At 68.3% G+C, this 25,118-nt stretch carries 21 protein-coding genes; 10 read left to right on the top strand and 11 right to left on the bottom strand.

What is annotated here, in order from left to right; all coding sequences use genetic code 11:
- Position 1 precedes the first annotated feature (1 nt).
- Together AWC17_RS11960 and AWC17_RS11955 are read right to left on the bottom strand one after the other, a co-directional pair.
- Positions 2-1,546, bottom strand: coding sequence for a CYTH and CHAD domain-containing protein (locus AWC17_RS11960; protein WP_046183393.1), 1,545 nt, complete (start codon positions 1,544-1,546; stop codon positions 2-4).
- Positions 1,547-1,686: 140 nt separating this feature from the next.
- Entirely contained in the window at positions 1,687-1,920 is a 234-nt protein-coding gene (locus tag AWC17_RS11955; protein WP_046183394.1) for a hypothetical protein, read from the bottom strand.
- Between the two features lie 223 nt (positions 1,921-2,143).
- Between AWC17_RS11955 and AWC17_RS11950 the strand changes: the two genes are divergently transcribed.
- A complete protein-coding gene (locus tag AWC17_RS11950) occupies positions 2,144-2,530 on the top strand; it encodes a heme-binding protein (protein ID WP_046183406.1) in 387 nt (128 codons plus the stop codon).
- Position 2,531: 1 nt separating this feature from the next.
- Here the strand turns inward: AWC17_RS11950 and AWC17_RS11945 are convergent, their stop codons facing one another.
- Together AWC17_RS11945 and panB are read right to left on the bottom strand one after the other, a co-directional pair.
- Positions 2,532-3,713: a glycoside hydrolase 5 family protein gene (locus AWC17_RS11945; RefSeq protein WP_046183395.1), complete on the bottom strand. Its 1,182-nt coding sequence runs from the start codon at positions 3,711-3,713 to the stop codon at positions 2,532-2,534.
- Between the two features lie 143 nt (positions 3,714-3,856).
- Positions 3,857-4,702, bottom strand: a complete 846-nt coding sequence (gene panB / locus AWC17_RS11940) for a 3-methyl-2-oxobutanoate hydroxymethyltransferase (RefSeq protein ID WP_046183396.1) — start codon at positions 4,700-4,702, stop codon at positions 3,857-3,859.
- Positions 4,703-4,912: 210 nt separating this feature from the next.
- Between panB and AWC17_RS11935 the strand changes: the two genes are divergently transcribed.
- The 7 genes from AWC17_RS11935 (at position 4,913) to AWC17_RS11905 (ending at position 14,806) form a co-directional block, all read left to right on the top strand.
- Positions 4,913-6,469, top strand: a complete 1,557-nt coding sequence (locus tag AWC17_RS11935; protein ID WP_046183397.1) for an alpha/beta hydrolase — start codon at positions 4,913-4,915, stop codon at positions 6,467-6,469.
- Positions 6,470-6,595: 126 nt separating this feature from the next.
- Complete coding sequence (locus tag AWC17_RS11930; protein ID WP_141224596.1) at positions 6,596-8,158, top strand: alpha/beta hydrolase; 1,563 nt, start codon at positions 6,596-6,598, stop codon at positions 8,156-8,158.
- A gap of 91 nt (positions 8,159-8,249) precedes the next feature.
- The gene (locus AWC17_RS11925; RefSeq protein WP_046183399.1) at positions 8,250-9,587 is read left to right on the top strand and encodes a glutamine synthetase family protein; all 1,338 of its coding nucleotides are present in this window, start codon (positions 8,250-8,252) and stop codon (positions 9,585-9,587) included.
- Between the two features lie 64 nt (positions 9,588-9,651).
- The gene (locus AWC17_RS11920; protein WP_046183400.1) at positions 9,652-12,636 is read left to right on the top strand and encodes a bifunctional [glutamine synthetase] adenylyltransferase/[glutamine synthetase]-adenylyl-L-tyrosine phosphorylase; all 2,985 of its coding nucleotides are present in this window, start codon (positions 9,652-9,654) and stop codon (positions 12,634-12,636) included.
- Positions 12,633-13,277, top strand: coding sequence for a PaaI family thioesterase (locus tag AWC17_RS11915; protein WP_046183401.1), 645 nt, complete (start codon positions 12,633-12,635; stop codon positions 13,275-13,277). The genes AWC17_RS11920 and AWC17_RS11915 overlap by 4 nt, the downstream gene beginning before the upstream one ends.
- Positions 13,274-14,134 (top strand): TIGR03619 family F420-dependent LLM class oxidoreductase, encoded by an 861-nt coding sequence (locus tag AWC17_RS11910; protein ID WP_046183402.1) that lies wholly within the window; start codon positions 13,274-13,276, stop codon positions 14,132-14,134. Before AWC17_RS11915 ends, AWC17_RS11910 begins: the two co-directional genes overlap by 4 nt.
- Positions 14,135-14,272: 138 nt before the next feature.
- A complete protein-coding gene (locus tag AWC17_RS11905; protein WP_046183403.1) occupies positions 14,273-14,806 on the top strand; it encodes a GNAT family N-acetyltransferase in 534 nt (177 codons plus the stop codon).
- 387 nt (positions 14,807-15,193) lie between these two features.
- Here AWC17_RS11905 and glnA read toward each other — a convergent pair whose 3' ends face one another.
- Positions 15,194-16,630, bottom strand: coding sequence for a type I glutamate--ammonia ligase (gene glnA, locus AWC17_RS11895; protein ID WP_046186057.1), 1,437 nt, complete (start codon positions 16,628-16,630; stop codon positions 15,194-15,196).
- A gap of 245 nt (positions 16,631-16,875) precedes the next feature.
- Between glnA and AWC17_RS11890 the strand changes: the two genes are divergently transcribed.
- A complete protein-coding gene (locus AWC17_RS11890) occupies positions 16,876-17,298 on the top strand; it encodes an RDD family protein (protein ID WP_046186058.1) in 423 nt (140 codons plus the stop codon).
- A 74-nt stretch (positions 17,299-17,372) separates the two neighbouring features.
- Here AWC17_RS11890 and AWC17_RS11885 read toward each other — a convergent pair whose 3' ends face one another.
- From AWC17_RS11885 to sucB, 5 genes are read right to left on the bottom strand one after another with little or no spacing between them, the layout of a single operon-like run.
- Positions 17,373-18,125: a DUF4191 domain-containing protein gene (locus AWC17_RS11885; RefSeq protein ID WP_046186059.1), complete on the bottom strand. Its 753-nt coding sequence runs from the start codon at positions 18,123-18,125 to the stop codon at positions 17,373-17,375.
- A 57-nt stretch (positions 18,126-18,182) separates the two neighbouring features.
- Positions 18,183-19,106: a lipoyl synthase gene (gene lipA, locus AWC17_RS11880; RefSeq protein WP_046186060.1), complete on the bottom strand. Its 924-nt coding sequence runs from the start codon at positions 19,104-19,106 to the stop codon at positions 18,183-18,185.
- Complete coding sequence (gene lipB / locus AWC17_RS11875; protein WP_046186061.1) at positions 19,103-19,807, bottom strand: lipoyl(octanoyl) transferase LipB; 705 nt, start codon at positions 19,805-19,807, stop codon at positions 19,103-19,105. The genes lipA and lipB overlap by 4 nt, the downstream gene beginning before the upstream one ends.
- Before the next feature lie 51 nt (positions 19,808-19,858).
- On the bottom strand, positions 19,859-20,770 hold the full coding sequence (locus AWC17_RS11870) for a TIGR01777 family oxidoreductase (protein ID WP_046186062.1): 912 nt from the start codon (positions 20,768-20,770) through the stop codon (positions 19,859-19,861).
- A gap of 15 nt (positions 20,771-20,785) precedes the next feature.
- Positions 20,786-22,588: a 2-oxoglutarate dehydrogenase, E2 component, dihydrolipoamide succinyltransferase gene (gene sucB, locus AWC17_RS11865; RefSeq protein WP_085164678.1), complete on the bottom strand. Its 1,803-nt coding sequence runs from the start codon at positions 22,586-22,588 to the stop codon at positions 20,786-20,788.
- A gap of 196 nt (positions 22,589-22,784) precedes the next feature.
- Here sucB and AWC17_RS11860 point away from each other — a divergent pair, with 196 nt between their 5' ends.
- Complete coding sequence (locus tag AWC17_RS11860) at positions 22,785-24,563, top strand: SDR family oxidoreductase (protein WP_085164676.1); 1,779 nt, start codon at positions 22,785-22,787, stop codon at positions 24,561-24,563.
- A 7-nt stretch (positions 24,564-24,570) separates the two neighbouring features.
- Here AWC17_RS11860 and AWC17_RS11855 read toward each other — a convergent pair whose 3' ends face one another.
- The gene (locus AWC17_RS11855; RefSeq protein ID WP_046186631.1) at positions 24,571-24,915 is read right to left on the bottom strand and encodes a hypothetical protein; all 345 of its coding nucleotides are present in this window, start codon (positions 24,913-24,915) and stop codon (positions 24,571-24,573) included.
- Positions 24,916-25,118 lie beyond the last annotated feature (203 nt).

Genomic DNA, 25,118 nt, shown 5'->3' with positions numbered 1-25,118 from the left:
CTCAGTGCCCGGCCTTGTGCACCGCCTTGGCGAGTCTGCGCAACGCGTCGTCGAGCTGCTGAGTGCACCGCTCGGCCAAGTCGGCCTCCTGCTGGTACAGCAGGCCGTAGGTGAAGGTGTCCTCGCCGGCGGCATACGCGGCCTCGGATTCGTGGCGCAGGTGTTCGCGGCTGACCACGCTGTCCTGGTGGTCACCGAGCAGCGACTGGACGGCCTTCGCCTGCTCGGACACCTTGTCCGCGCCGGTGGCCGCCGCGGTGTAGCGAAGTCGCTTGGCCCGCTTGCGGATCCGGTGGATCGCGTCGTCGCGCTGGTGTTCGTCATCTGGGTGGTCGCGGTCAACCTGGGCGGCAGCTTTGGCGGCCTTGCGGACCTTCTTGTAGGCGGCTTCGATGGTGACCGGTGCGTGGTCTTCGCCCGCGGCGATGCCGGGTGGTTGCGCCGCTATCGCATCGAGGGCGTCGAGCAGCCGGAAGTAGCGCTGCGACCGCATGGCGATCAGCGACCGGCGCAGCCCGGTCTGGTAGCGGCGCTGGGCGCCCCCGACCAGACGCTCGTGCACCGGACCGCGCACCAAATCCTGTGTCAGCCCGTCTAATTCACGCTCGTAACGCTCCGCCAGGACCTCGGCGTCGCGCGCGATGCCAAGGATACCGGCCAGCTCGCGCAGTTCGTCGAGAACCCACCCGTCGTCCGGTAATCCGAACGATTCCTGGTAGTCGCGCAGCAGGCTGCGTAGCTTGCGGGTGGTGACCCGCATCTGGTGAATGGAATCGAAGGCATCGGCCCGCACGGCGCGATCCCACACCAAGAGTTCGCCAATCTGCTCGACCACCGCGCGCTGCAGCGGGTGTTCGTCGGCCTGCGGGCCGTTGGGCTGCGGCGTGGTGCCGAGCACCCGCGCCAGCTTGGAGGCATGACCGGCGGGTGCGGCGCCGGCGTCCAGCAGCCGGTTACCCAACCGGTTCAACAGGTCGGTGTCCGGGGCCCCGTTGGACGCCCCGCTGGTTTCGATGAGTTCGAGTTCCCACTCGCGCCACTCTTGTTGGGTGGGCTCCAAATCGGCGTCCTCGGAAGCACGGGCCGACCATGCGGTGACGTGGTCGTTGCTGAACTCCGCCAGCGGCGTTCCGTCAGCGGCGTACAACACCTGGCTTTCGCGCTGGGTGGTGATGCGCGCGACCGGTTCGAGGGGGCGGTCGCGGACGATCGCCAGCACGACTTCCACCAACTCCTCCGGCACGGTGTCGGGGCCGGACGCGTCCAGCGGTGCCCGGACCTCGGTGCGGACTTCGGGCCCGGCCGGCAGCTTCAGGTGCCACCCCGCGTCGGAGCCCCCGGTACGGCGGCGCAGCGTGATCTTGTTGCGGGCCAGGTCCTGTGCCGGAGTGTCGAAGTACGTCGCGTCCAGTGTCTGAGTCGGCGACTTGTCGACGTGCGCCACCGCGGCAATGCCTTCGAACGAAGGGGACACGGTGGACTCGCCAACGTCAAACTTGCGCTCCACCTCGCGATGGCGCGAGGTCTGCGGCGCTTTTGCAGGCATTTTCGGCTCCGTTGAGGGCGCGTCGCCGCGGCCTTGAACGTCGTGAACGGGTGGTGCTGGGCTCCCATAGCCTGCCACACCGCGGTTACGCGAATGGCGGCGATGGCCGCTGTCCGGCGTGGCCGTTCCCGGCCCCGGCGCTACGGCGGGGGAGGAGGCGTGCTGTCTTCCGGCAGCGGCGCATAGGCGGCCGGCGGCGGGACGTAGCGGGCGATGGTGTCGCCGATGTCGGTGCATCCGCTCACCGAGATGCGCCGGCCCCCGCCCACGCAAACGGTCGCCTCCGCCCGGTCGGCGGAGCGGGTGACAACAAGGATTCCGGGAACCGAGGCCATTCCCGCCAACGCCAACGCGATCCAGCGGCGCGCATTCATCTGAAGAACTCCTTCCTGCCACCGTGAACGCTTCGACCCATCGCGGTGGGCGGACAGAGAATTGGAGTATATCGACGCCGCTGCCGGTGGCGGTCGGATTTGTCGGCGGCGGCCACGCAATTGTTCCCCGCCGGAATGGCGCATGCGTTGCCCGAAAACCGCTTATGGTTTGCGGTACGGGTAATCGCTCGTCTTTTCGGATGCGGAGATGAAGGAGCGTTCCATGGTGTCTTTTGCCCGCGGCACAAGTCGAGCAATTGCCGGCGGAATCGCGGCCGGCGCGGCCAGTGTGGCAATGCTTTTCACGGGCGCCGGCTCGGCCGGTGCGGATTGGGGAACGGATGTGCCGGAGCCGGACCCGGCGCCTTCGTCGGCGCCCAATTGCACGGCGGCCGACCTCGCCCAGGTATCGGCGGGTGTTGCCGCGGCGACGTCGGCGTACCTGTTCACCCATCCGGACGTGAACGCCTACTTCACCAGTCTGAAGGGCCAGTCCCGCAGCGATGCCCGGGATCAGCTCAAGCAGTACATGGATGCCAACCCACAGACGCACGCCGATCTGGAGGGCATCCGCCAACCGCTGACCGATTTCCAGCGTCGGTGTCAGTAGCTCAGCCGGGCGGCGGCTCTTCGCGGAGATGCATGGCCAGGCCACCCAGCTCGCGGATCGTCTGAATCTCGGGATCACGGAACGGCCGTCCGTCCGGCGCGAGCAGGTCGTGGAACCACTCAGCGGGCATGGTGGGGTACGGGTGCTCCCATGAGTCCCAGGGAAAGAATGTCTGGGTTTTCCCGGCGACCAGCCCCCAGTTGAACGCGCCGACGTTGTAGCGCTTCGCAATAGGCAGCACACCCTGGACGGTGCTGCCCAACGGCCGGGCCATGTATTCGGTGCACAGGATCGGGCGCCCTTGGGGTCCGAGCTCGGCGATGCGACTCTCGAACTCCGCCGGCCCGGCATAGGAGTGGAACGTGATCACGTCGGAGTTGTCCAGCTGAATGCCGCTGATCACGCTGCGCCGTCCGGGGTCGGCCCACTCGCCGTCCCAGACACCGCTCGTCAACGGTTGACACGGATCGACCGAACGCGCCCAGCCGAACACCTGTGGGAGCAGGTCGGCGACCAGGTCCAGCTTGTCGTCCCGCTCGACGGAGCGGTAGTACTTCGACGGATTGTCGGGCTCGTTCCACAGGTCCCAGCCCAAAACGCGGTCGTCGGTGCGGAATTGGGTCAGCACTGCGGTGACGTAGCCGCGCAGGGTCTGGATGTAGCCGCGGTCACCGAGGCGTTGCGCACCGGGGCTTTGCACCCAGCCGGAGTTGTGCACGCCGGGCGTCGGCGCGCGCTGCGGCCCGGCTTCCGGGCGCGGATCCCAACAGGAGTCGAACAGGACGAACAGTGGCTTGATGTCGTTGCGGGCCGCGATGTCGACGAACTGGGCGAGGCGGGCTTGGAATCCCCGATAGTCCTGCGCCCACAGCAGATCGTGCAGGAAGACCCGCACCGCGTTGAGTCCGTTGGCCCGGGCCCAGCCCAGTTCGGTGTCGATGCGTCGCGGGTCGAACGTCTCGGGCTGAAACATCTCCAGCTGGTTGATCGCGTTCGACGTGATGTAGTTCGCCCCGACCGGCCAGCCCTGCGCCTGATACCACCGATTGGCGCGCTCAGGAGACCAGCGGCTTGCCTGTGGCGAGGTGCCAGGCGCGGGTTGGGCGGCCGCGCGAGGTGCTCGGGCCAGTGCAGTGCCTCCTGCCAGTAACAGCGGTATCTTCAGCACCGTTCGACGGTGCACGAAGTCACCAGGAATCCCCCGGTCGATGTGTTCACCCTTGCTCTCGGAGTCGAGACTCTATCTAAGAGCAATCGTACCCGCCTGCCACACAACAAGTTTCGCTTTTGGGCGATCCGAGGCAGGAGTCGGCCGGGCCGCGGAGGTCAGAAGCAGTGCTCGTCCGCGGGGAAGGCCCCCTCGGCAACCTCCTGCGCATATTGCATTGCGGCCCGGCGCAATTCCCCGCCGATGTCGGCGAACCGCTTGACGAAGCGGGCGGCCTTGCCGCTGCTGACACCGGCCATGTCCTGCCAGACCAGGACCTGGCCGTCGCAGTTTGGGCCGGCTCCGATCCCGATGGTCGGGATGGTCAGCTTGCCGGTGATCTGGGTGGCCAGTTCGGCCGGCACCATCTCCATGACGACGGAGAACGCTCCGGCTTCGGCGACGGCGATCGCGTCGGCGACGGTCTGTTCCGCTCCGTCACCGCGGCCCTGCACCCGGAAGCCGCCCAAACTGTTCACGCTCTGCGGCGTGAACCCGATGTGCGCCATCACGGGGATGCCCGCCGCGGTCAGGCAGGCGATCTGCTCGGCAACCCGCTCGCCGCCCTCGAGCTTGACGGCGTGTGCGCCGCCCTCCTTCATGAACCGGGTGGCCGATGCCAGGGCCGCGGCCGGGCCCGCCTCGTAGCTGCCGAACGGCAGGTCCGCGACGACCAGGGCGTGACGGGCACCGCGGACCACGCCGCGGACCAACGGAATCATCTCGTCGATCGAGACCGGCACCGTGGTGTCGTAGCCGTACACGACATTGGCGGCCGAGTCGCCCACCAGCAAGACCGGAATGCCGGCCTCGTCGAAAATGCGGGCGGTCGAATAGTCGTAGGCCGTGAGCATGGCCCACTTGTGCCCTTCGGCCTTCATCTTCTGCAGGTGGTGGGTGCGGATTTTGGTGAGCGGCTGTGCGTGCTCAGAGGTGCCTGCACCATAAACATTCTGCTCAGACATCGTTGTCCCTAGTGGTGGTCGGTTCGATCCTCGTGGCCGGATACGGTCCCCGGGTTCGTCTGACGGTGCCATTCTGCCATCTCTCTTGCGCAGTTGCACCGTCCGTGTGATGTGAGACATACCATGCTCGGCATCACCGCCGGCCACCCGTAGCCGGCCGGTGGTGCCGCTCACGAGGATCTCAGCTTTCCTCTGGCAGCATATGTTGGCATGGGTCTGTCTCGCGGTGACAAGGTCGCGCGCACGCTGCTGGTTTGGACAACGGTCGCTGTCGTGGCGCTCCTTCTCGCGGGCTGTGTGCGCGTAGTCGGCGGACGCGCCGTCCTGGCCGAGCCGAAGCTCGGACAGGCGGTGGAGTGGACACCTTGCCGGACGGCGAACCCGAAGGTCAAGATTCCCGCCGGGGCGCTGTGCGGCAAGCTGGCGGTGCCGGTCGACTACGACCACCTCGACGGCGACGTGGCGACGCTGGCGATGATTCGCTTCCCCGCGACCGGGGACAAGATCGGTTCGTTGGTGATCAACCCCGGTGGGCCCGGCGAATCCGGTATCGAAGCCGCCCTGGGGGTCGTTCAGTCGCTGCCGAAGCGTGTCCGGGAACGGTTCGACCTGGTGGGCTTCGACCCCCGTGGGGTGGGATCGTCGCGGCCGTCCGTCTGGTGCAACTCCGATGCCGACAACGACCGGCTGCGCACGGAACCGAACGTGGACTACAGCCCGGCCGGCGTGGCCCACATCGAGGACGAAACCAAGGAGTTCGTCGGACGCTGCGTCGGCAAGATGGGCAAGAACTTTCTGGCCAACGTCGGGACGGTCAACGTCGCCAGGGACCTGGACGCGATCCGCGCGGCGCTGGGCGACGACAAGCTGACCTACCTCGGCTATTCCTACGGCACTCGGATCGGCTCCGCCTACGCCGAGGCCTACCCCGACAAGGTGCGGGCGATGATCCTCGACGGCGCCGTCGACCCCAACGCCGACCCCATCGAAGCAGACCTGCGCCAGGCGAAGGGTTTTCAGGATGCGTTCAACGACTTCGCCACTCAGTGCGCGAAGCAACCGACCTGCCCGCTGGGCACCGACCCGGCCAAGGCGGTCGACGTCTACCACAGCCTGATCGACCCGATGGTCGACCCCAACAACACGATGGTCGGCAGGCCGGTCCCCACCAACGACCCACGGGGACTGAGTTATAGCGATGCCATCGTCGGCACGATCATGGCGCTGTACTCGCCGACGTTGTGGCGTCACCTCACCGACGGGCTGACCGAACTGGTCGACCACCGCGGCGACACCCTGCTCGCCCTGGCCGACATGTACATGCGCCGCGACGCGCACGGTCACTACACCAACGCCACCGACGCGCGGGTGGCGATCAACTGCGTCGATCAGCCGGCGATCACCGACCGGGCCAAGGTGATTGACGAAGACCTCCGCTCGCGGGAGATCGCGCCGTTCATGAGCTACGGCAAGTTCACCGGCGACGCCCCCCTGGGCACCTGCGCGTTCTGGCCCGTTCCGCCAACCAGCAAGCCGCACACCATCTCCGCGCCCGGCCTGGCGCCGACTGTGGTGGTGTCGACCACCCACGATCCGGCGACCCCCTACAAGGCCGGGGTCGATCTGGCCAACCAGCTGCGCAGTTCGCTGCTCACCTACGACGGAACCCAGCACACGGTGGTGTTCCAGGGCGACGGTTGCATCGACAACTACGTCACGGCGTATCTGGTCGGCGGCGCCACGCCGCCCAGCGGCGCGAAGTGTTAGCGCCGAACGTGCACTGACGGCGAGACTTTGGCCGATCTTTCGCGTTGGGTGCACGCTCGGTGAGGGCCGCAGACGAGACCAAGGCGTAACCGTTTCGCGCCGCTTCGGGTACCCGAAGCTGACACGATGACAGCCATGTCGCGCCTGGGACCGTTGAGCTCGGCGCTGCTGTCATTCGGGCTGTTGGTCGGGCAATCGGCGGTGGGACCGCCGGTGGCCGGCGCCACCCCGGAACCCGGCGCGGGGCAGACCCCGGCCCCGAGGCCGTCGGTCGCGACGCCGCAGACGTGGGGGAGTTGCGGTCAATTCGCCACGGACACAAACGATGTCCCCACCGCGCAGTGCACCACCGTCTCCGTCCCGGTCGACTACGACAACCCGGGAGGGGGGCAGGCGAAGCTGGCGGTGATCCGCGTGCCGGCCACCGGCCAACGGATCGGCGCGCTGCTGGTCAATCCGGGCGGTCCCGGCGGATCCGCGGTCGACATGGTGGCCGGGATGGCATCGGATCTGGAAGGCACCCCCATCAGACAGAACTTCGACCTGGTCGGCTTCGACCCGCGGGGGGTGGGCCACTCGACCCCGGCACTGCGCTGCCGCTCGGATGCCGAGTTCGACGCCTACCGGCGTGAGCCGATGGTCGACTACAGCCCGGCGGGCGTGGCGCACATCGAACAGCTCTACCAGCAGGTGGCCCAGCAGTGCCTGACCCGGATGGGGACCGGGTTTCTGGCCAACGTCGGCACGGCGTCCGTGGCCCGCGACATGGACATGGTCCGCCAGGCGCTGGGCGACGACCAGATCAACTACCTCGGCTACAGCTACGGCACCGAGCTGGGCACCGCGTACCTGGAGAAGTTCGGTGCCCACGTCCGGACGATGGTGCTGGACGGGGCGATCGACCCGATTGTCGGCCCGGTCGACGAGAACGTCCAGCAGATGGCGGGATTCCAAACCGCTTTCAACGACTACGCCGCCGACTGCGCCCGCTCGCCGGGTTGCCCGCTGGGCACCGACCCCGCCCAATTCATCAACCGCTACCACGCGCTGGTCGACCCGTTGGTCGCCAAGCCGGGCCGCACGTCGGACCCGCGCGGCCTGGGCTACGCCGACGCGACTACCGGCACCATCAACGCGCTTTACACCCCGGCGCACTGGAAGTATCTGACCAGCGGCCTCCTCGGGCTGCAGCGCGGCACCGACGCGGGCGACCTGCTGCTGCTCGCCGACGACTACGAGGGCCGTGGCCGGGGCGGGCACTACACCAACGATCAGGACGCCTTCAACGCGATCCGGTGCGTCGACGCGCCCAGCCCGAAAGATTCGGCGAGCTGGGTCTCCGCCGATCAGCGCATCCGCCAGGCGGCCCCGTTCCTCAGCTACGGGCAGTTCACCGGAAGCGCCCCCCGCGATCTGTGTGCGCTGTGGCCGGTCCCGGCGACGTCGACGCCGCACGCCGCGTCGCCCGCGGCGCCGGGCAAGGTCATCGTGGTCTCCACCACGCACGATCCGGCCACCCCGTACCAGGCCGGGGTCAATCTGGCCCGCCAGCTGGGCGGCCCGCTGATCACCTACGACGGGACGCAGCACACCGCGGTGTTCAACGGGGACCAGTGTGTGGACGCCGCCGTCATGCGTTATCTCGTCGCGGGCACGTTGCCGCCCCCGTCCTACCGGTGCAAGTCCTGACCGCACTGAGCAGCCTGTTTGCAATGTTCGCAATTTTTCCGATCGCGCGTCGGTAACACAGAATTAACAGCTGTTGCCTACTGTTTCGGTTATGGATCGTCAGAAGGAATTCGTCCTCCGCACGCTGGAGGAACGGGATATCCGCTTCGTTCGGTTGTGGTTCACCGATGTGCTCGGATTCCTCAAATCAGTCGCCATCGCCCCGGCCGAACTCGAAGGCGCCTTCGAAGAGGGCATCGGCTTCGACGGATCCTCGATCGAGGGCTTCTCGCGGGTCTCGGAATCCGACACCGTGGCCAACCCCGACCCGTCGACGTTCCAGGTGCTGCCGTGGGCTTCCGGCGGCCACCACCACTCGGCGCGGATGTTCTGCGACATCACCATGCCTGACGGCTCGCCGTCCTGGGCGGACCCGCGGCACGTGCTGCGCCGCCAGCTGCAGAAGGCCAACGACCTCGGGTTCTCCTGCTACGTCCACCCCGAAATCGAATTCTTCCTGTTGAAGCCGGGTCCGGACGACGGGTCGGTGCCCGTCCCGGTCGACAACGCCGGCTACTTCGACCAAGCGGTGCACGACTCCGCTTCGAACTTCCGCCGCCACGCGATCGAGGCGCTGGAGTTCATGGGCATCTCGGTGGAGTTCAGCCACCACGAGGGCGCGCCCGGCCAGCAGGAGATCGACCTGCGCTTCGCCGACGCGCTGTCGATGGCCGACAACGTGATGACGTTCCGCTACGTCATCAAGGAGGTCGCGATCGAGAACGGCGCCCGTGCGTCCTTCATGCCCAAGCCGTTCGGGCAACACCCCGGCTCGGCGATGCACACCCACATGAGCCTGTTCGAGGGTGACGTCAACGCTTTCCACAGCCCCGACGACCCGCTGCAGCTGTCCGACGTGGGCAAGTCGTTCATCGCCGGGATCCTCGAGCACGCCTCCGAGATCAGCGCGGTCACCAATCAATGGGTCAACTCCTACAAGCGGCTGGTGGTCGGCGGTGAGGCACCCACGGCCGCGTCGTGGGGTGCGGCCAACCGGTCGGCGCTGGTGCGGGTGCCGATGTACACCCCGCACAAGACGTCGTCGCGGCGCATCGAGGTGCGCAGCCCCGACTCGGCCTGCAACCCCTACCTGACTTTCGCCGTGTTGCTGGCCGCCGGGCTGCGCGGGGTGGAGAAGGGCTACGTGCTGGGGCCGCAGGCCGAAGACAACGTGTGGGACCTGACCCCCGAGGAGCGGATCGCGATGGGGTATCGCGAGCTGCCGACGAGCCTCGACAGCGCGCTCAAGGCCATGGAGGCCTCCGAACTGGTTGCGGAAACCTTGGGAGAGCACGTTTTTGACTTCTTCCTGCGCAACAAGCGCACGGAGTGGGCCAACTACCGCAGCCATGTCACGCAGTACGAGCTGAGCACCTACCTGTCGCTGTAGCCGGCGTCGGCGTCAACAGGGCGCCCGCCTTGCCCCTGCAACGCAGGGGGGTTGCGATACCGTCGTGGGCGTGACCAAACCCGCGACGCAGCGCCCCCGGCTGCCCAGCGTGGGCCGGCTTGGGTTGGTCGATCCTCCGGCGGGCGATCGCCTGGCGCAGCTGGGTTGGTACGACCACGACGACCAAGCCCACGTCGACCTGCTGTGGTCGCTGTCGCGCGCACCCGACCCCGATGCCGCGTTGCGCGCCCTGATCCGGCTGGCGGAGAACCCCGACACCGGCTGGGACGAGCTCAACGCCGCGCTGCTCACCGAACGCCCCTTGCGCGGGCGGTTGTTCGCCGTGCTCGGCTCGTCGCTGACCCTCGGGGATCACCTGGCCGTCCATCCCGAGTCGTGGAAACTGTTGCGCGGCAAGGCCAAGCTACCCACACACGACGAGCTGCGCGCGGCGTTCACCGAATGTGTCGACGAGGCGTTGGACGCGCCCGGTTCGGTAGTGTCCCGCCTACAGAACTTGTACCGCGACCGGCTGCTGGTACTGGCCGCGCTCGATCTGGCCGCGACGGTGGAAGACGAACCGGTGCTGCCGTTCACGTTGGTGGGCGCTCACCTGTCGGACTTGGCGGACGCCGCGCTGGCCGCCGCGATGCGGGTGGCCGAGGCCAGCGTGTGCGGCGACCGCACGCCGCCGCGGCTGGCGGTCATCGCGATGGGCAAATGCGGTGCCCGCGAACTGAACTACGTCAGCGACGTCGACGTCATCTTCGTGAGTGAGCGCGCCGACGCACTCGCCACCCGGCTGGCCGGCGAGATGATGCGGGTCGCATCGGAGGCCTTCTTCCAGGTCGACGCCGGGCTGCGCCCGGAGGGCCGCAGCGGTGAGCTGGTGCGCACCGTCGAATCGCACATCGCCTACTACCAGCGCTGGGCGAAGACCTGGGAGTTCCAGGCGTTGCTGAAAGCCCGCGCGACCGTGGGTGATCAGGAGCTCGCCGAGCGTTACCTGACCGCGTTGATGCCGATGGTGTGGGTCGCCTGCGAGCGCGAGGATTTCGTCGTCGAGGTGCAGGCCATGCGCCGCCGGGTCGAGCAGCTGGTGCCCGCCGACGTGCGTGGCCGCGAGATCAAACTCGGCAGCGGCGGGCTGCGGGACGTGGAGTTCGCGGTGCAGCTGCTGCAGCTGGTGCACGGCCGCAGCGACGAGTCGCTGCACGTGGCGTCCACGGTGGACGCGCTGGACGCGTTGGGTCGGGGCGGTTACATCGGGCGCGAGGACGCGGCGAACCTGACCGCCTCCTACGAGTTCCTCCGGCTGCTCGAGCACCGGCTACAGCTGCAGCGGCTCAAGCGCACCCACCTGTTGCCGGAGCCCGACGATGAGGAGGCGGTGCGCTGGCTGGCGCGCGCCGCGCATATCCGGCCCGACGGACGGAACGACGCAGCGGGCGTGCTGCGCGAGGAGCTGCGGCACCAGAACCTGAGGGTGTCGCAGCTGCACGCCAAGCTCTTCTACCAGCCGCTGCTGGAGTCGATCGGCCCGGCCGGCCTGGAGATCGGGCACGGCATGACGGCGGAGGCCGCAGAACGGCAGCTGGCCGCGCTCGGCTACGAGGGGCCGCAGACGGCGTTGGCGCACATGTCGGCGTTGGTCAACCAGAGCGGCCGGCGTGGTCGCGTGCAGTCGGTGCTGTTGCCCCGGCTGCTGAACTGGATGTCGTACGCCCCCGATCCCGACGGCGGGCTGTTGGCCTACCGCCGCCTGTCTGAGGCGCTGGCCGGGGAGACGTGGTATCTGGCCACGCTGCGCGACAAGCCCGCGGTGGCCAAGCGGCTGATGCACGTGCTGGGCACCTCCGCCTACGTGCCGGACCTGCTGATGCGCGCGCCCCGGGTGATCGAGGACTACAGCGACGGTGCGGCCGGCCCCAAGCTGCTCGAGACGGACTCCGCCACGGTGGCCCGGGCACTGATCGCCTCAGCCAGCCGCCATCCCGACGCGATGCGCGCGATTGCGGCCGCCCGCACCCTGCGCCGCCGCGAGCTGGCCCGCATCGGCTCGGCCGATCTGCTCGGCTTCTTCGAGGTCACCGAGGTGTGCCGGGGGCTCACCTCGGTGTGGGTGGCTGTGCTGCAGGCGGCGCTGGACGTGATGATCCGTGCCAGCCTCCCCAAGGACGGCAAGGCGCCGGCGGCCATCGCGGTGATCGGCATGGGCAGGCTGGGCGGCGCCGAGCTGGGCTACGGGTCCGATGCCGACGTGATGTTCGTGTGCGAGCCGGCCCACGGCGTCGAGGAGTCTTCGGCGATCCGGTGGTCGACGACCGTCGCCGAGCAGGTGCGGACGCTGCTGGGCACTCCCAGCGTGGACCCGCCGCTGGAGGTCGACGCCAACCTGCGCCCGGAGGGCCGCAGTGGTCCGCTGGTGCGCACGCTGGGTGCCTACGCCGCCTATTACGAGCAGTGGGCGCAGCCGTGGGAGATTCAGGCCCTGTTGCGCGCGCACGCGGTTGCCGGCGACGCGGACCTGGGCGAGCGGTTCTTGTTGATGGCCGACAAGACACGTTATCCGCCCGACGGGGTGTCCGCCGAGATGGTGCGGGAGATTCGCCGCATCAAGGCCCGCGTCGAGTCCGAACGGTTGCCCCGCGGCGCGGACCCCAACACCCACACCAAGCTGGGCCGCGGGGGCCTGGCCGACATCGAATGGACCGTGCAGCTGATGCAACTGCGGCACGCGCATGAGATTCCCGCCCTGCACAACACCTCGACACTGGAATGCCTTGATGCGATCGCTGCGGCCAAGCTGGTGCCCGCCGATGAGGTAGATCTGCTGCGGCAGGCGTGGCTGACCGCCACCCGGGCCCGCAACGCGCTGGTGCTGGTCCGCGGCAAGCCGACCGATCAGCTGCCGGGGCCGGGACGCCAGCTCAACGCGGTCGCGGTGGCGGCGGGCTGGCCGACCGACGACGGCGGGGAGTTCTTGGACAACTATCTACGGGTGACGCGGCGGGCAAAAGCCGTGGTTCGGAAGGTGTTTGGCAGTTGAGTCAGGAGGCCGGCGCGTTGGACGCCATATTCGAGGTGCTCGACGCGGCGGAGGCTGATCGAGTGACAGCCCTCTACGCGCCGTTGGCCGACGCCGTGCGCGAACTCGTCGACGCCACCATCCGCACCGAGGTCGACGACGAGGTCGTCGCCCAGGCGCGATCCGCGATCGAGGCCGTGACCGAGTCGTTGCGGCAACGGACCCGGCCGGTCGGGGTGAGTTACCGCGTCAACGGCCGGCCTCTGCCGCTGGGCAACGCCGCGATCGGTGTGTGCAACCCGATCGCGCCGCCGATCGTCGTCCACCACGACGGCGGCGGCCGCTGCTGGAGCGAGTTCGTCCTCGGGTCGGCGTACGAGGGCCCGCCCAAACTGGTGCACGGTGGCGTCAGCGCCCTGGTGCTCGACCACATGCTCGGCGAGGCGGCCAGCGAGGGGCTGTCCAAGGCGCGTTTCACCGGAACCATCACCGTGAAGTACCTGCGCGGCACCCCGCTGGGCCCGCTTCGTTGCGAGGCATGGGTCGACCGCAAGGAGGGCCGCAAAGTGTTTGCGCGCGGGACGATTTCGGACGCCGCCGGGGTCACCGTTGAGGCCGAGGGCGTCTTCATCGAGCCGGCGTGGGCGCGGGAAGCCGAATGAAGTTCTACATCAGCAGCGCCTTCCTGAACACCCGGGAGATCATCGAGCTCGCCAAGGCCGCCGACGAACTCGGCTACGACGGCATCGGGATTCCCGACCACGTCGTCAACCTGGAGACACTGGACACCCCGTACCCGTACACCAAGGACGGGCGGCGGCGCTGGCAGCCCTTCACCGACTGGCCCGATCCGTGGGTCCTCATCGGCGCTTTGGCTCAGGTCACCACGCGGCTACGGTTCGTCAACACCGTCTATATCCCCGCGATGCGCAATCCCTATTCGGCCGCCAAAGCCATTGGCACGGCGGCGGTCCTGGCGTCGGGCCGGGTGGAGCTCGGCATCGGCGTCGGCTGGTGCCGTGAGGAATTCGCATTGATGGGCGAGCGGTTCGAGGCCCGCGGGAAACGGACCGACGAGATCATCGACTTGATGCGGGCGCTGTGGCGGCCAGGCTGGACGGAGTTCGAGGGCACGTTCTATCAGACCCCGCGACTGGAAATGGAGCCGACGCCGCCGCCGATACCCGTGTACGTCGGCGGGCTCAGCGACATTGCGCTGCGCCGCGCCGCCCGCAACGACGGCTGGATCGGCGATCTGATCAAGACCGAACGTGCCATCGAGGCCGTGGGCCGGCTGCGCGAGTTGCGCGCCGAAAATGGTTTGTCGATGGACGATTTCACAGTCCTGACGCCGCTGACCGACGCCTTCACCACCGCCGACTACCAACGCGCCGCCGACGCCGGCATCACGGGCATCATCACCATGCCGTGGATGTTCTACGCCGGTCCGGACGCTTCGTTGGCCGACAAGATCGACGGCATGCAGCGCTTCCGCAAGGACCTGGCGCTCGACGGCTAGTGCTCGCCTTCCGCGCCTTCTCGCCGCGACACATAACCTACGGCGAAGACACGCCGCAGAGCTTCGCCGTAGTTTATGTTTCGGCGTATGTGAGCGCGGGCCAACGAAACCCTTTGTAAGCCTGGAAGAATGCCGGGCATGCCTGGGAACATCGGCCGGGTGCGCCCGGCGTCCGCACAGGATGCCGCGGCATGCCTGTCGATCTATCGGCCGTATGTCGAGGACACCACCATCAGTTGGGAGATCGAAGTCCCGAGCGTAGGGGAGATGGCCACCCGCATCGCCGATGCGCACGAATGGCTCGTCCTCGAACGCGAGGGTCAGGTTGTGGGTTTCGCCTACGGCCATGCGCTGAGGCGCCTGCCCAGCTTCCAGTGGTCGGTCGAGACCGGAATCTATGTCGGCCTCGAGTATCACCGCACCGGCGGCGGTCGCCAGCTCTATACCCGACTGTTGGGGCGGCTCGCGGAGCGCGGCTACCGGAGAGCTTTCGCCGGCATCACCCAACCGAACGAGGCCAGCATCGGTTTTCACCGATCACTCGGGTTCCAGGACGCCGGCCTCCATCGGCGCGTCGAATGGAAACACGGCCGCTGGCACGACGTCGCGTGGATGCAACTCGACCTGGCCGGCCCAGCCGATCCCGACGAGCCGCCCAGCCCGATCGTGTGATCGGTTAGCGGCCCCCGCCGGCACCGCCGCCGAAGCGGCCGCCACCGGCACCGCCTCCGCTTACGCGGCCCCCGCCGGCACCGCCACCGAAGCGGCCGCCACCGGCACCGCCGCCAAAGCGGCCCCCGCCAGCACCGCCACCGACCATTGTTCCTGCGGAAACCATCATCATGGGCTAGAAGCTAGCCCCCCATGCGTTGCGGCCGCAAGACTTTCCATCTTAACTTTCGGCTTCGACGAACACCGTGCCCCCGGCTAGACGGATGTACGAGACCCATGCGCTGCCAGGCTGTTTCATCCTCCACGACCGATAGCACCGGCCTGGCCGTCGGCAATAACGAAACCACCCGCGCGGCGGCTGCCACGCGGGTGGTTTCGTTTGGCGACTTACACGTCGTAGTAGAGCGCGAACTCGTACGGGTGCGGCCGGATCTGCACCGGCAGGATCTCGTTCTCGCGCTTGAAGCTGATCCACGTCTCGATCAGGTCGGACGTGAAAACGCCTCCCTCAGTGAGGTATTCGTGGTCCTCTTCCAGCCGGTCGATCACCGCGGACAGCTGGGTGGGCGCCTGCGGGATGTTGGCGGCCTCCTCCGGCGGCAACTCGTACAGGTCCTTGTCGACCGGGGCCTGCGGCTCGATCTTGTTCTTGATGCCGTCCAGCCCGGCCATCAGCATCGCCGAGAACGCCAGGTACGGGTTGCCCGACGAGTCGGGGCAACGGAACTCGAGCCGCTTGGCCTTCGGGTTGCTGCCGGTGATCGGGATGCGGACACAGGCCGAACGGTTGCGCTGGCTGTAGACCAGGTTGATCGGCGCCTCGTAACCCGGGACGAGTCGCTTGTAGGAGTTCACGGTCGGGTTGGTGAAGGCCAGCAGCGACGGGGCGTGGTGCAACAGGCCGCCGATGTAATGGCGGGCGGTGTCCGACAGGCCGGCGTAGCCGGTCTCGTCGTACATCAGCGGGCTGCCGTCCTTCCACAGCGACTGGTGGGTGTGCATGCCGGAGCCGTTGTCGCCGAACAGCGGCTTGGGCATGAACGTGACGGTCTTGCCGTTCTGCCACGCCGTGTTCTTGACGATGTACTTGTACAGCTGCATGTCGTCGGCGGCGTGCAGCAGCGTGTTGAACTTGTAGTTGATCTCGGCCTGCCCGCCGGAGCCCACCTCGTGGTGGCCCTTCTCCAGGCTGAAGCCGGATTTGATGAGATTCGACAGCATGTCGGCGCGCAGGTCGACGTAGTGGTCGACGGGTGCGACCGGGAAGTACCCACCCTTGGGGCGCACCTTGTAGCCGCGGTTGGGGGTGCCGTCGTTCTCGGTCGGCTCGCCGGTGTTCCACCAGCCGGAGATCGCGTCGACCTCGTAGAAGGAGCCGTTGGTGCGCGAGTCGAAGCTCACCGAGTCGAAGATGTAGAACTCGGCCTCGGCGCCGAAGTAGGCGGTGTCGGCGACGCCGGTGCTGATCAGGTAGTTCTCCGCCTTGCGGGCGATGTTGCGCGGGTCACGCGAGTAGGGCTCGAGGGTGAACGGGTCGTGCACGAAGAAGTTCAGGTTCAGCGTCTTGTGTGCGGTGAACAGGTCGATCCGCGCCGTCGCGGGGTCGGGCAGGAGCAGCATGTCGGATTCGTGGATGGACTGGAATCCGCGAATCGACGAGCCGTCGAAGGCCAGCCCGTCCTCGAAGACGCTCTCATCGAAAAACGAAACCGGAATCGTGAAGTGCTGCATGATGCCTGGCAAGTCACAGAACCGGACGTCGACAAACTCGACGTTCTCGTCCTTGACGAGTTTGAAGACGTCGTCGGGCGTCGTTTCCGTCACAGAAATGCTCCTTTACTTGGTGAGATCCGCGGCCTGACGCTATGGAGCAGATGTTGCCTGGCAGTCAACCCCGTGTTGCGCGCACGTTACGCGACCCATGTCATCCACAAAAGAGGCGGCATCGGCAGCGGGTTCTATTGTGGGGCCATGGATCGCAAGATCGTATCTGGTCCGGCGCCGGAGCGCAGCGTTCGCTTGCCGTCCCGGGCCATGCAAATCGGGGACCTGAACTCTGGTCTCGGCCGATGACGCCGGAATCGCGATCCGCATACCCGGGCGAAAGGCTGGGACTGCCGGAAAGCGGGCCAGGATCCCTGGCCCCGATGGGACGCCGGCTGGGCGCCCTGATGATCGACTGGCTGATCTCCTACGGTCTGGCGGCGCTGGCCCTACGCCTCGGCCTCTTCTCCGAACACACGTTGGCGACGGCGGTGCTGGCCATCTGGTTCGTGCTCGGCGTGGTCTCGGTACGGCTGTTCGGCTTCACGCCCGGGCAGTTGGTGTTGGGTCTGCAGGTGGTGACCGTCGGCGGGCGGGCGTCGGTCGGCATCGTCCGCGCGGTGGTCCGGGGTGTGCTCGTCGGCACCGTCGTCCCCGCGTTGTTCACCGACTGGGATGGTCGCGGCCTGCAGGATCGGCTGACGGCGACGGCGGTCGTGCGGCGCTGAAGCCGACGGCGGCGACCCGTCCCCCGCAAGCGGGCGGTACCCCCAGCGCCCGGCTGCGCCTGCGATCGCCGCGGCTACTTGCGGCGGACGGTGCGCTGCACGCCGCGCATCTTGCCGGCGTTGGGCAGCGGTCCCTTCGGCAGGACGGCGGCGCCGGCCCGCGTCCCCAGCGCGGCCAACCGGGACTCCAGCGTGTCCATCTGTTTGGCGGTGATGTTGGCCGGCAGGCGGTTGAGGTGGCGCTCCAACTTGGACAGCGGCACCTCGTCCTCGCCGTTGCCGACGACGAAGTCGTAGATGGGCACATCGCCGATCAGCCGCGCGGTGCGCTTCTTCTCCTGGGCCAGCAGCGGCCGGACCCGCGCCGACGACCCTTCGCCGACCAAGATGACGCCAGGCCGGCCGATGACCCGGTGCACCGCGTCGAGGTGGCCCGTGGCGGCCACCCCCGGCGTCACCCGCCACTTGCCGCGCAGGTTGTCCAAAGCCCATGCGGCCGCCCCGGTTTGGCCCTCGGCCTTGCTGTAGACACTCTTCTGGGCGCGGCGGCCGAAGACGATGAAGGCCACCAGCCCGCCCAGTACCACGCCCAGCGGGATCAACGTGATCATCGTCAGCCCGCCGGCCCAGACGCCGACCGCCACCGAGACGGCCACGATCAGCACGAAGGCGCCGATCATGTAGGGCAGCAGGCGCTTGTCCTCACGTCGCTGAAGGTTGAACGCCTGCCACAACTGGGCGCGGCGCTCCTTCGCGGCGGCCTTGCGCGCGGCCTGCGCCTGCGCTCGGGCGGCCTTGTTCTCAGCGGCGTTGCGGGGTTTAGCCATAGTCAAAGAATACGTACCGGCGCCGCGGAACAATCGGGCCTACGGCGCGCGGCATCTTCAGGCGCGCGTCCGCGCGGCTTGCTCGTAGAGCCGGCCCGCCCGGTAGGACGACCGCACCAGCGGGCCGGCCAGCACCCCGGAGTAGCCCAGCCCCTCGGCGTGCCGGGCGAACTCGACGAACTCCTCTGGCCGCACCCAGCGCTCGACCGGGTGGTGACGCGTCGACGGACGTAGGTATTGGGTGATGGTGACGATGTCGCAGCCGGCGCCCCGCAGATCGGCCAGCGCGGTGCGCACCTCGTCGGGGGTTTCGCCCAGCCCGAGGATCAGGTTGCTCTTGGTGACCAACCCGAAGTCGCGCGCCGCGGTGATGACGTCCAGGCTGCGCTGGTAGCTGAAGGCGGGTCGGATCCGCTTGAAGATGCGGGGCACGGTTTCGACGTTGTGCGCCAACACTTCCGGGCGTGCTTCGAACACCTCGGCAAGCCGCGCGGGCTCCCCGTTGAAGTCGGGGATCAAGAGCTCCACGCCGGTTGAAGGGTTGAGCTCTTTGATGGCGCGCACCGTCTCGGCGTACAACCAGGCCCCGCCGTCGGGCAGGTCATCGCGGGCCACCCCGGTGATGGTGGCGTAACGCAGTCCCATGGTCCGCACGCTGTCGGCGACGCGTCTCGGCTCGTCGCGGTCCAGGGCGGCGGGCTTCCCGGTGTCGATCTGGCAGAAGTCGCAGCGCCGGGTGCACTGGTCACCACCGATCAGGAAGGTGGCTTCCCGGTCCTCCCAGCACTCGAAGATGTTGGGGCAGCCGGCTTCTTCGCAGACCGTGTGCAGCCCCTCGCGGCGGACCAGGCCCTTCAACTGGGTGTACTCGGGTCCCATCCGGGCCCGGACCTTGATCCACGGCGGCTTGCGTTCGATCGGAGTTTGCGCGTTGCGGACCTCGAGGCGCAGGAGTTTGCGTCCTTCGGGTGCGGCAGTCACATGGCCGATGCTACGCGCGTACCGGGGTGTTCCCGGACCGGCAGGGCGCCGTCGAGGGCGTCGCAGACGGCGCCGGCGACGGCCGCGCGGACATCCTCGACCACCACCGGACGCCCCAGCTCGGCCGACAGCGACGTCACGCCGGCGTCGCTGATGCCACACGGCACGATCGTGGTGAACGCATCGAGGTCGCAGTCGCAGTTCAGTGCGAACCCATGCAGGGTTGTCGCGCGAGAGACCCGAACGCCGATGGCGGCAACCTTACGGTCGGGCTTGCCCTGGGAGGACCTGCCGCCCGGCACCCACACCCCGGACCGGCCGTGCACCCGGCACGTCTCCAAGCCCAACTCACCGCACACCTTGATCAGCGCCTCCTCGAGGCGGCGAACGTAATTCACCACGTCGAGCGGCTCACCCAGGCCGATGATCGGATACCCGACCAGTTGCCCCGGGCCATGCCAGGTGATCTTGCCGCCACGGTCGGTGTCGACGACGGGGGTGCCGTTCACCGGTCGTTCGTGCGGCTCGGTGCGCCGCCCCGCGGTGTAGACCGGCGGGTGCTCCAGCAGGAGGAGTGTGTCGCGGCCGCCGGCGACCCTGGCGTCGGCCAGCTCGCGCTGCAGCTGCCACGCGGCGCGGTATTCGACGGTTCCGAGCTGGCGGACCTCGATCGCGGCCCGGCTGGACCGGATGGATTCCATCACGTTCGCGACGCTACTCGCCGGGCAACCACGCCGCAGGCCGGACTACCGCTAGTCGTGGTCGCGCCCGGCGGTGGCGTAGCCGAGCGCCTCGCCAATGGTGTTGTGGTGGAACTGGAAACCGGCCCGCTCCAGCGCGGACGGGATGGCGCGCTGGCCGATGAGCACACCCTCGTCGGCGAACTCTCCCAGCGCGGCCCGCACCGCGAAGCCCGGCAGCATCAACGGGGTCGGACGGTTGACCGCGCGGCCGAACGCGGTGGTGAATTCGGCGTTGGTGACCGGCGCGGGCCCGGTCATGTTCACCGGGCCGGACAGCCCGGTATTGGAGATCGCGAACAGCAGCGCCCGCACCTCGTCTTCCAGGGTGATCCAGGACATGTATTGACGGCCACTGCCCAGCCGGGCGCCGAGGCCCGTCCGGAACAACGGCCGCAACCGCCCCAACGCACCGCCCGCGGGCGCGAACACCAGCCCCGTGCGGGCCAGCACCACCCGCGCGCCACCGTATTGGGCCGGCAGCGTGGCGGCTTCCCAGTCTTCGCACAGCTGGGCCAGGAAACCCCTTCCCGCACGGTCGTTTTCGTCGACCACGCGGTCTCTGGTGTTCCCGTAGTAGCCCACGGCGCTGGCGTTGATCAGGGTCGCCACACCGGCCTCGGCGACGGCGTGCGCCAGGACTTCGGTGGGAGCGATGCGGCTGTCCCGCAGGCTCTGCTTGAAGGCGCCCGACCAGCGTCGCTGGCCGATGTTGACACCGCACAGGTTGACGACGGCGTCGACGTCGCTGATCGCGTCGACGTCGAATTCGCCGCTCTCGGGGTGCCAGTGCAATTCGTCGGAATTCGACGGTGCCCGGCGGACGATGCGTAACACCCGGTGGTCGGCCGCACGCAGCGCCGCGGTCAGGGCGGATCCGATCAGGCCGGACGAACCCGCTATGGCGATGACGGGTTTGCCCACGGTTCGCCAGCCCTCCTAAAGACCCAAGTCGGCCTCGAACGCTCCCTCTTCGAGCCGGTGCTTGATCGTGGTGAGGAAGCGTCCGGCATCAGCGCCGTCGATGAGCCGATGGTCATAGGTCAGCGGGAGATAACAGATGGAGCGGACGCCGATGGACTCGTTGCCGAATTCGTCGACGATCACCCGGGGCCGCTTCACGATCGCCCCGGTGCCCAGCATGGCGGCCTGCGGCGGAACCAGGATGGGGGTGTCGAACAACGCGCCCTGGCTGCCGATGTTGGTGATGGTGAAGGTGCCGCCGGACAGCTCGTCGGGTTTGAGGTCGCCCGACCGGGCACGCGCGGCGATGTCGGCGATCGCCCGGGCCAGTCCGGCCAGCGACAGGTCGCCGGCGTTGTGGATCACGGGGGAGAGCAGCCCCTGCTCGGTGTCGACGGCGAAGCCGAGATGTTCGGCGTCGTAGTAGGTGATCTCCTTGGTGTCCTCGTTGTAGCTGGCGTTGATGTTGGCGTGGATCTTCAGCGCGTCGATCACCGCCCTGGCGATGAATGGCAGGAAGGTCAGGTTCACCCCCTCGCGTTCGGCGAAGGCGGACTTCGCCCTGGCCCGCAACCCGACGATCCTGGTCATGTCGACCTCGTGCGTCTGGGTTAGCTGGGCCGTGGCCTGCAGGGATTCCCGAGTTTTGTTCGCGGTGATCTGGCGGATCCGGCTGGCCTTCTGCGTGGTGCCGCGCAGGTGTGCCAGCGCCGGCGCCGGCGTGGCCGCCGGAGCCGCCTTGCCGTCCACGGCCGGCGCGGCCGCGGGTGCCTGCGGCGCCGCGGGCGCTTTCTGGGCCTGCTTCTGCCGTTGCTTCTCCTCCGCCGCGGCGAGCACGTCTTGCTTGCGGATGCGGCCACCGACCCCGGTGCCGGTGATCTCGGCCAGATCGATGTCGTTCTCGGTGGCGAGTTTGCGCACCAGCGGCGTCACGTACGGCGCGCCGTTCGGGCCCGAGCCGCTGGGCTCGGCCGCCGGTCGCGCCTGCGCCGGTTGGGCTTTCGGAGCCGGTGTCGGCTCGGGCTGCGAGACCGGCTGCGGTTCGAGCTTGGCCTCGGCCCTGGGTTCGGGCTTGGGCTCGGGCTTGGGTTCCGGCTTGGGGGCCGGCGGGGGCGTGGGAGCGGACGCGGCCTCGGAACCGCTGCCGATCCGCGCCAGCTCGCCGCCGACCGGCACGGTGGCATCCTCCTCGGCGGTGATGCTGACCAGGACGCCGGCCACCGGTGACGGAATCTCGGTGTCCACCTTGTCGGTCGACACCTCCACCAGCGCCTCGTCAACTCCGACCGAGTCGCCGACCTTCTTCAGCCAGCGGGTCACCGTGCCCTCGGCCACGGACTCGCCGAGCTCGGGCATCAACACCGGGGTCGCGTCGCCGCCACCGGAACTCTGCCGGGCGGGCTCGGGCTGGGGCTCGGGCTCCGGCTGGGCCGGTGCCGCCGCTTGGGGCTCGGGCTCCGGTTCGGCCTGCGGGGCGGTTTCGGCCTGCGGCTCCGGCTGGCTGGGCGCCTGCGGGGCCGCCTCCGAACCGCCGCCCTCCGCCGAGTCGCCGATGACGGCCAGTTCGCCGCCCACCTCGACGGTGTCGTCCTCCTGGGCGACGATCTTGGTCAGCACACCGGCCGCGGGCGACGGGATTTCGGTGTCGACCTTGTCGGTGGACACCTCGACGAGGGGTTCGTCGAGTTCGACCGTGTCGCCTTCCTGCTTGAGCCAGCGGGTGACCGTCCCCTCGGTGACGCTCTCACCGAGTGCCGGCATCTGGACGGAGAAGGCCATCGTTTCTGACTCCTCGATCGCTTGTGGGTCGGGGTGGGTCGAACATCTCGCTAGCCGTTCGAGGTAGCTATCCAAAACTATCCTGTCACTGCGTCGGCGCCGGCACACATTCAGGGCGGACCGCGCAGCGGTTGCCGGGACGGCCCGAACACCCTTGCTACGGTGTGGCCACTGCAGTTCAAGCGGGGAGGTCCCGATGCCGGCATCAACACAACAGCTAATCCAGCATTTCGTCGACAGCGCCGACGGCGCGCGAATCGCGGTCTACGAAGAGGGCAACCCCGAGGGCCCCACCGTAGTGCTGGTGCACGGCTTCCCCGACTCGCACGTGCTGTGGGACGGTGTCGTGCCGCTGCTGGCCGACCGGTTCCGCATCCTTCGGTACGACAACCGGGGCGTCGGTGAGTCCTCGGTGCCCAAGCCGGTGTCGGCGTACACCATGGACCGCTTCGCCGACGATTTTGCCGCGGTGACCGGCGAGCTCAGCCCCGGCCGGCCCGTGCAGGTACTTGCCCACGACTGGGGCTCGGTGGGCGTGTGGCACTACCTGAAGCGGCCCGGTGCCGGCGATCGGGTCGCCACGTTCACGTCGGTGTCCGGTCCGAGCCAGGACCAATTGGTCGACTACATCTTCAGCGGTCTGCGGCGGCCCTGGCGCCCACGCACCTTCGCCCGGGCGATCAGCCAGGTGCTGCGATTCACCTACATGCTGCTCTTCTCGATCCCGGTGCTCGCGCCGCTGTTCCTTCGGCTGACGCTGTCGATCCCGGCGCTTCGGCGCAACGCGGTCGACAAGATTCCGGACGAGCAGATCCACCACTCGCCCCACCTGGCCCGCGACGCCGCCCGTTCGGTGAAGACCTATCCCGCCAACTACTTTCGCTCGTTCTCCGGTCGTAGGGAAGGCATCCACGTCGTCGACGTGCCGGTGCAGTTGATCGTCAACACCAAGGACAAGTACGTGCGGCCGTACGGCTACGACCACACGCCCCGCTTCGTGCCCCGGCTGTGGCGGCGCGACATCAAGGCCGGTCACTTCTCGCCGATGTCCCACCCGCAGGTGATGGCCGCGGCGGTGCACGATTTCGCCGATCTGGCCGAGGGCAAGCCGCCCAGCCGCGCGCTGCTGCGCGCGCAGGTCGGACGTCCCCGCGGGTCTTTCGGCGACACCCTGGTGTCGGTCACCGGCGCCGGCAGCGGAATCGGCCGCGAGACGGCGTTCGCGTTCGCGCGGGAGGGCGCCGAGCTGGTCATCAGCGACATCGACGAAGCGGCCGTCAAGGCCACGGCCGCCGAGATCGCCACCCGCGGCGGCGTCGCGCACGCCTACGTGCTCGACGTGTCCGACGCCCAGGCCGTGGAGGTGTTCGCCGAGCGCGTCAGCGGCCAGCACGGGGTGCCCGACATCGTGGTCAACAACGCCGGCATCGGGCAGGCCGGGGGATTCCTGGACACCCCGGCCGAGCAGTTCGACCGGGTGCTCGACGTCAACCTCGGTGGCGTGGTCAACGGGTGCCGGTCATTCGCGCGGCGGCTGGTGGAGCGCGGCACCGGCGGATACATCGTCAACGTGTCGTCGATGGCCGCCTACGCCCCGCTGCAGTCGCTGAACGCCTACTGCACGTCCAAGGCGGCGACCTACATGTTCTCCGACTGCCTGCGCGCCGAACTCGACACCGCCGGCGTGGGGCTGACCACGATCTGCCCCGGCGTCATCGACACCAACATCATCAACACCACCCGGTTCGACGCGCCCGCGGGAAAGGGCGAACAGGTCGACGGACGCCGCGGCCAGCTGGGCAAGATGTTCGCGCTGCGACACTACGGCCCCGACAAGGTCGCCAACGCGATCCTGTCGTCGGTCAAGAAGAAGAAGCCGATTCGCCCGGTCGCACCGGAAGCCTATGCGCTGTATGGCCTTTCGCGTCTGGCGCCGCAAGGCCTGCGTAACGCCGCGCGGATGCGGGTGATCTGACCCGGACCTAGGTACCCGCCCGCGCCGCGCCCTGGCGGCCCGTCAGCAACGTCCCGCCGATCGCGATAAGTCCGACGACCGCCAGCGGGATCGACCACATGCGCCTGCTGCCCACCGACGACTGGCACTGCGCCACATAGTCGGTGTGCGGAACGACCTGATTGAGAATCGGGATGTTCGCCACGCTGCTGTTGTTCGCGCTTCTGGCCGCTGACAGATCCGTGGCGACGGCGTTCCCGCACCCGATGGAGTGGCCGTTGCCGTCGGAAATCGACACCGGCGCCAATAGCCCGATCACACCGGCCAGCAAAAGTACCGCACCCACACCGAGGATCAACCGTCGTACCGTCACGATCTCGCCTTTCGCCGTCCGGGTTTTCGACCGGTGGGAGATTAGCCGCTGCAGGTGGCCGGTAAACCCCAAGTCGACCCGGGTGAGCGGCTGGCCGCGCCGCAAGGTGAAGCGAGCCGTCTTCTCGTTGCTGACGAAGTGAGGCTCCGACGCCGCGCTGAGGGTGCCGCCCTGGCGGGCGACACACTGGCGTGACGCTCGGT

The sequence above is a fragment of the Mycobacterium nebraskense genome, from assembly GCF_002102255.1.
Classification (GTDB): Bacteria; Actinomycetota; Actinomycetes; order Mycobacteriales; family Mycobacteriaceae; genus Mycobacterium; species Mycobacterium nebraskense.
The sequence above is the reverse complement of the archived record's forward strand: the minus strand, read 5'-3'. Positions and strand labels throughout refer to the sequence as shown.

Excerpts from the sequence above, each read along its gene's own strand:
- AWC17_RS11960 (WP_046183393.1), bottom strand. The coding sequence starts at position 1,546 with ATGCCTGCAAAAGCGCCGCAGACCTCGCGCCATCGCGAGGTGGAGCGC.
- AWC17_RS11955 (WP_046183394.1), bottom strand. The coding sequence starts at position 1,920 with ATGAATGCGCGCCGCTGGATCGCGTTGGCGTTGGCGGGAATGGCCTCG.
- AWC17_RS11950 (WP_046183406.1), top strand. The coding sequence starts at position 2,144 with ATGGTGTCTTTTGCCCGCGGCACAAGTCGAGCAATTGCCGGCGGAATC.
- panB (WP_046183396.1), bottom strand. The coding sequence starts at position 4,702 with ATGTCTGAGCAGAATGTTTATGGTGCAGGCACCTCTGAGCACGCACAG.
- AWC17_RS11935 (WP_046183397.1), top strand. The coding sequence starts at position 4,913 with ATGGGTCTGTCTCGCGGTGACAAGGTCGCGCGCACGCTGCTGGTTTGG.
- AWC17_RS11930 (WP_141224596.1), top strand. The coding sequence starts at position 6,596 with ATGACAGCCATGTCGCGCCTGGGACCGTTGAGCTCGGCGCTGCTGTCA.
- AWC17_RS11925 (WP_046183399.1), top strand. The coding sequence starts at position 8,250 with ATGGATCGTCAGAAGGAATTCGTCCTCCGCACGCTGGAGGAACGGGAT.
- AWC17_RS11910 (WP_046183402.1), top strand. The coding sequence starts at position 13,274 with ATGAAGTTCTACATCAGCAGCGCCTTCCTGAACACCCGGGAGATCATC.
- AWC17_RS11905 (WP_046183403.1), top strand. The coding sequence starts at position 14,273 with ATGCCTGGGAACATCGGCCGGGTGCGCCCGGCGTCCGCACAGGATGCC.
- AWC17_RS11890 (WP_046186058.1), top strand. The coding sequence starts at position 16,876 with ATGACGCCGGAATCGCGATCCGCATACCCGGGCGAAAGGCTGGGACTG.
- AWC17_RS11885 (WP_046186059.1), bottom strand. The coding sequence starts at position 18,125 with ATGGCTAAACCCCGCAACGCCGCTGAGAACAAGGCCGCCCGAGCGCAG.
- lipB (WP_046186061.1), bottom strand. The coding sequence starts at position 19,807 with ATGGAATCCATCCGGTCCAGCCGGGCCGCGATCGAGGTCCGCCAGCTC.
- sucB (WP_085164678.1), bottom strand. The coding sequence starts at position 22,588 with ATGGCCTTCTCCGTCCAGATGCCGGCACTCGGTGAGAGCGTCACCGAG.
- AWC17_RS11860 (WP_085164676.1), top strand. The coding sequence starts at position 22,785 with ATGCCGGCATCAACACAACAGCTAATCCAGCATTTCGTCGACAGCGCC.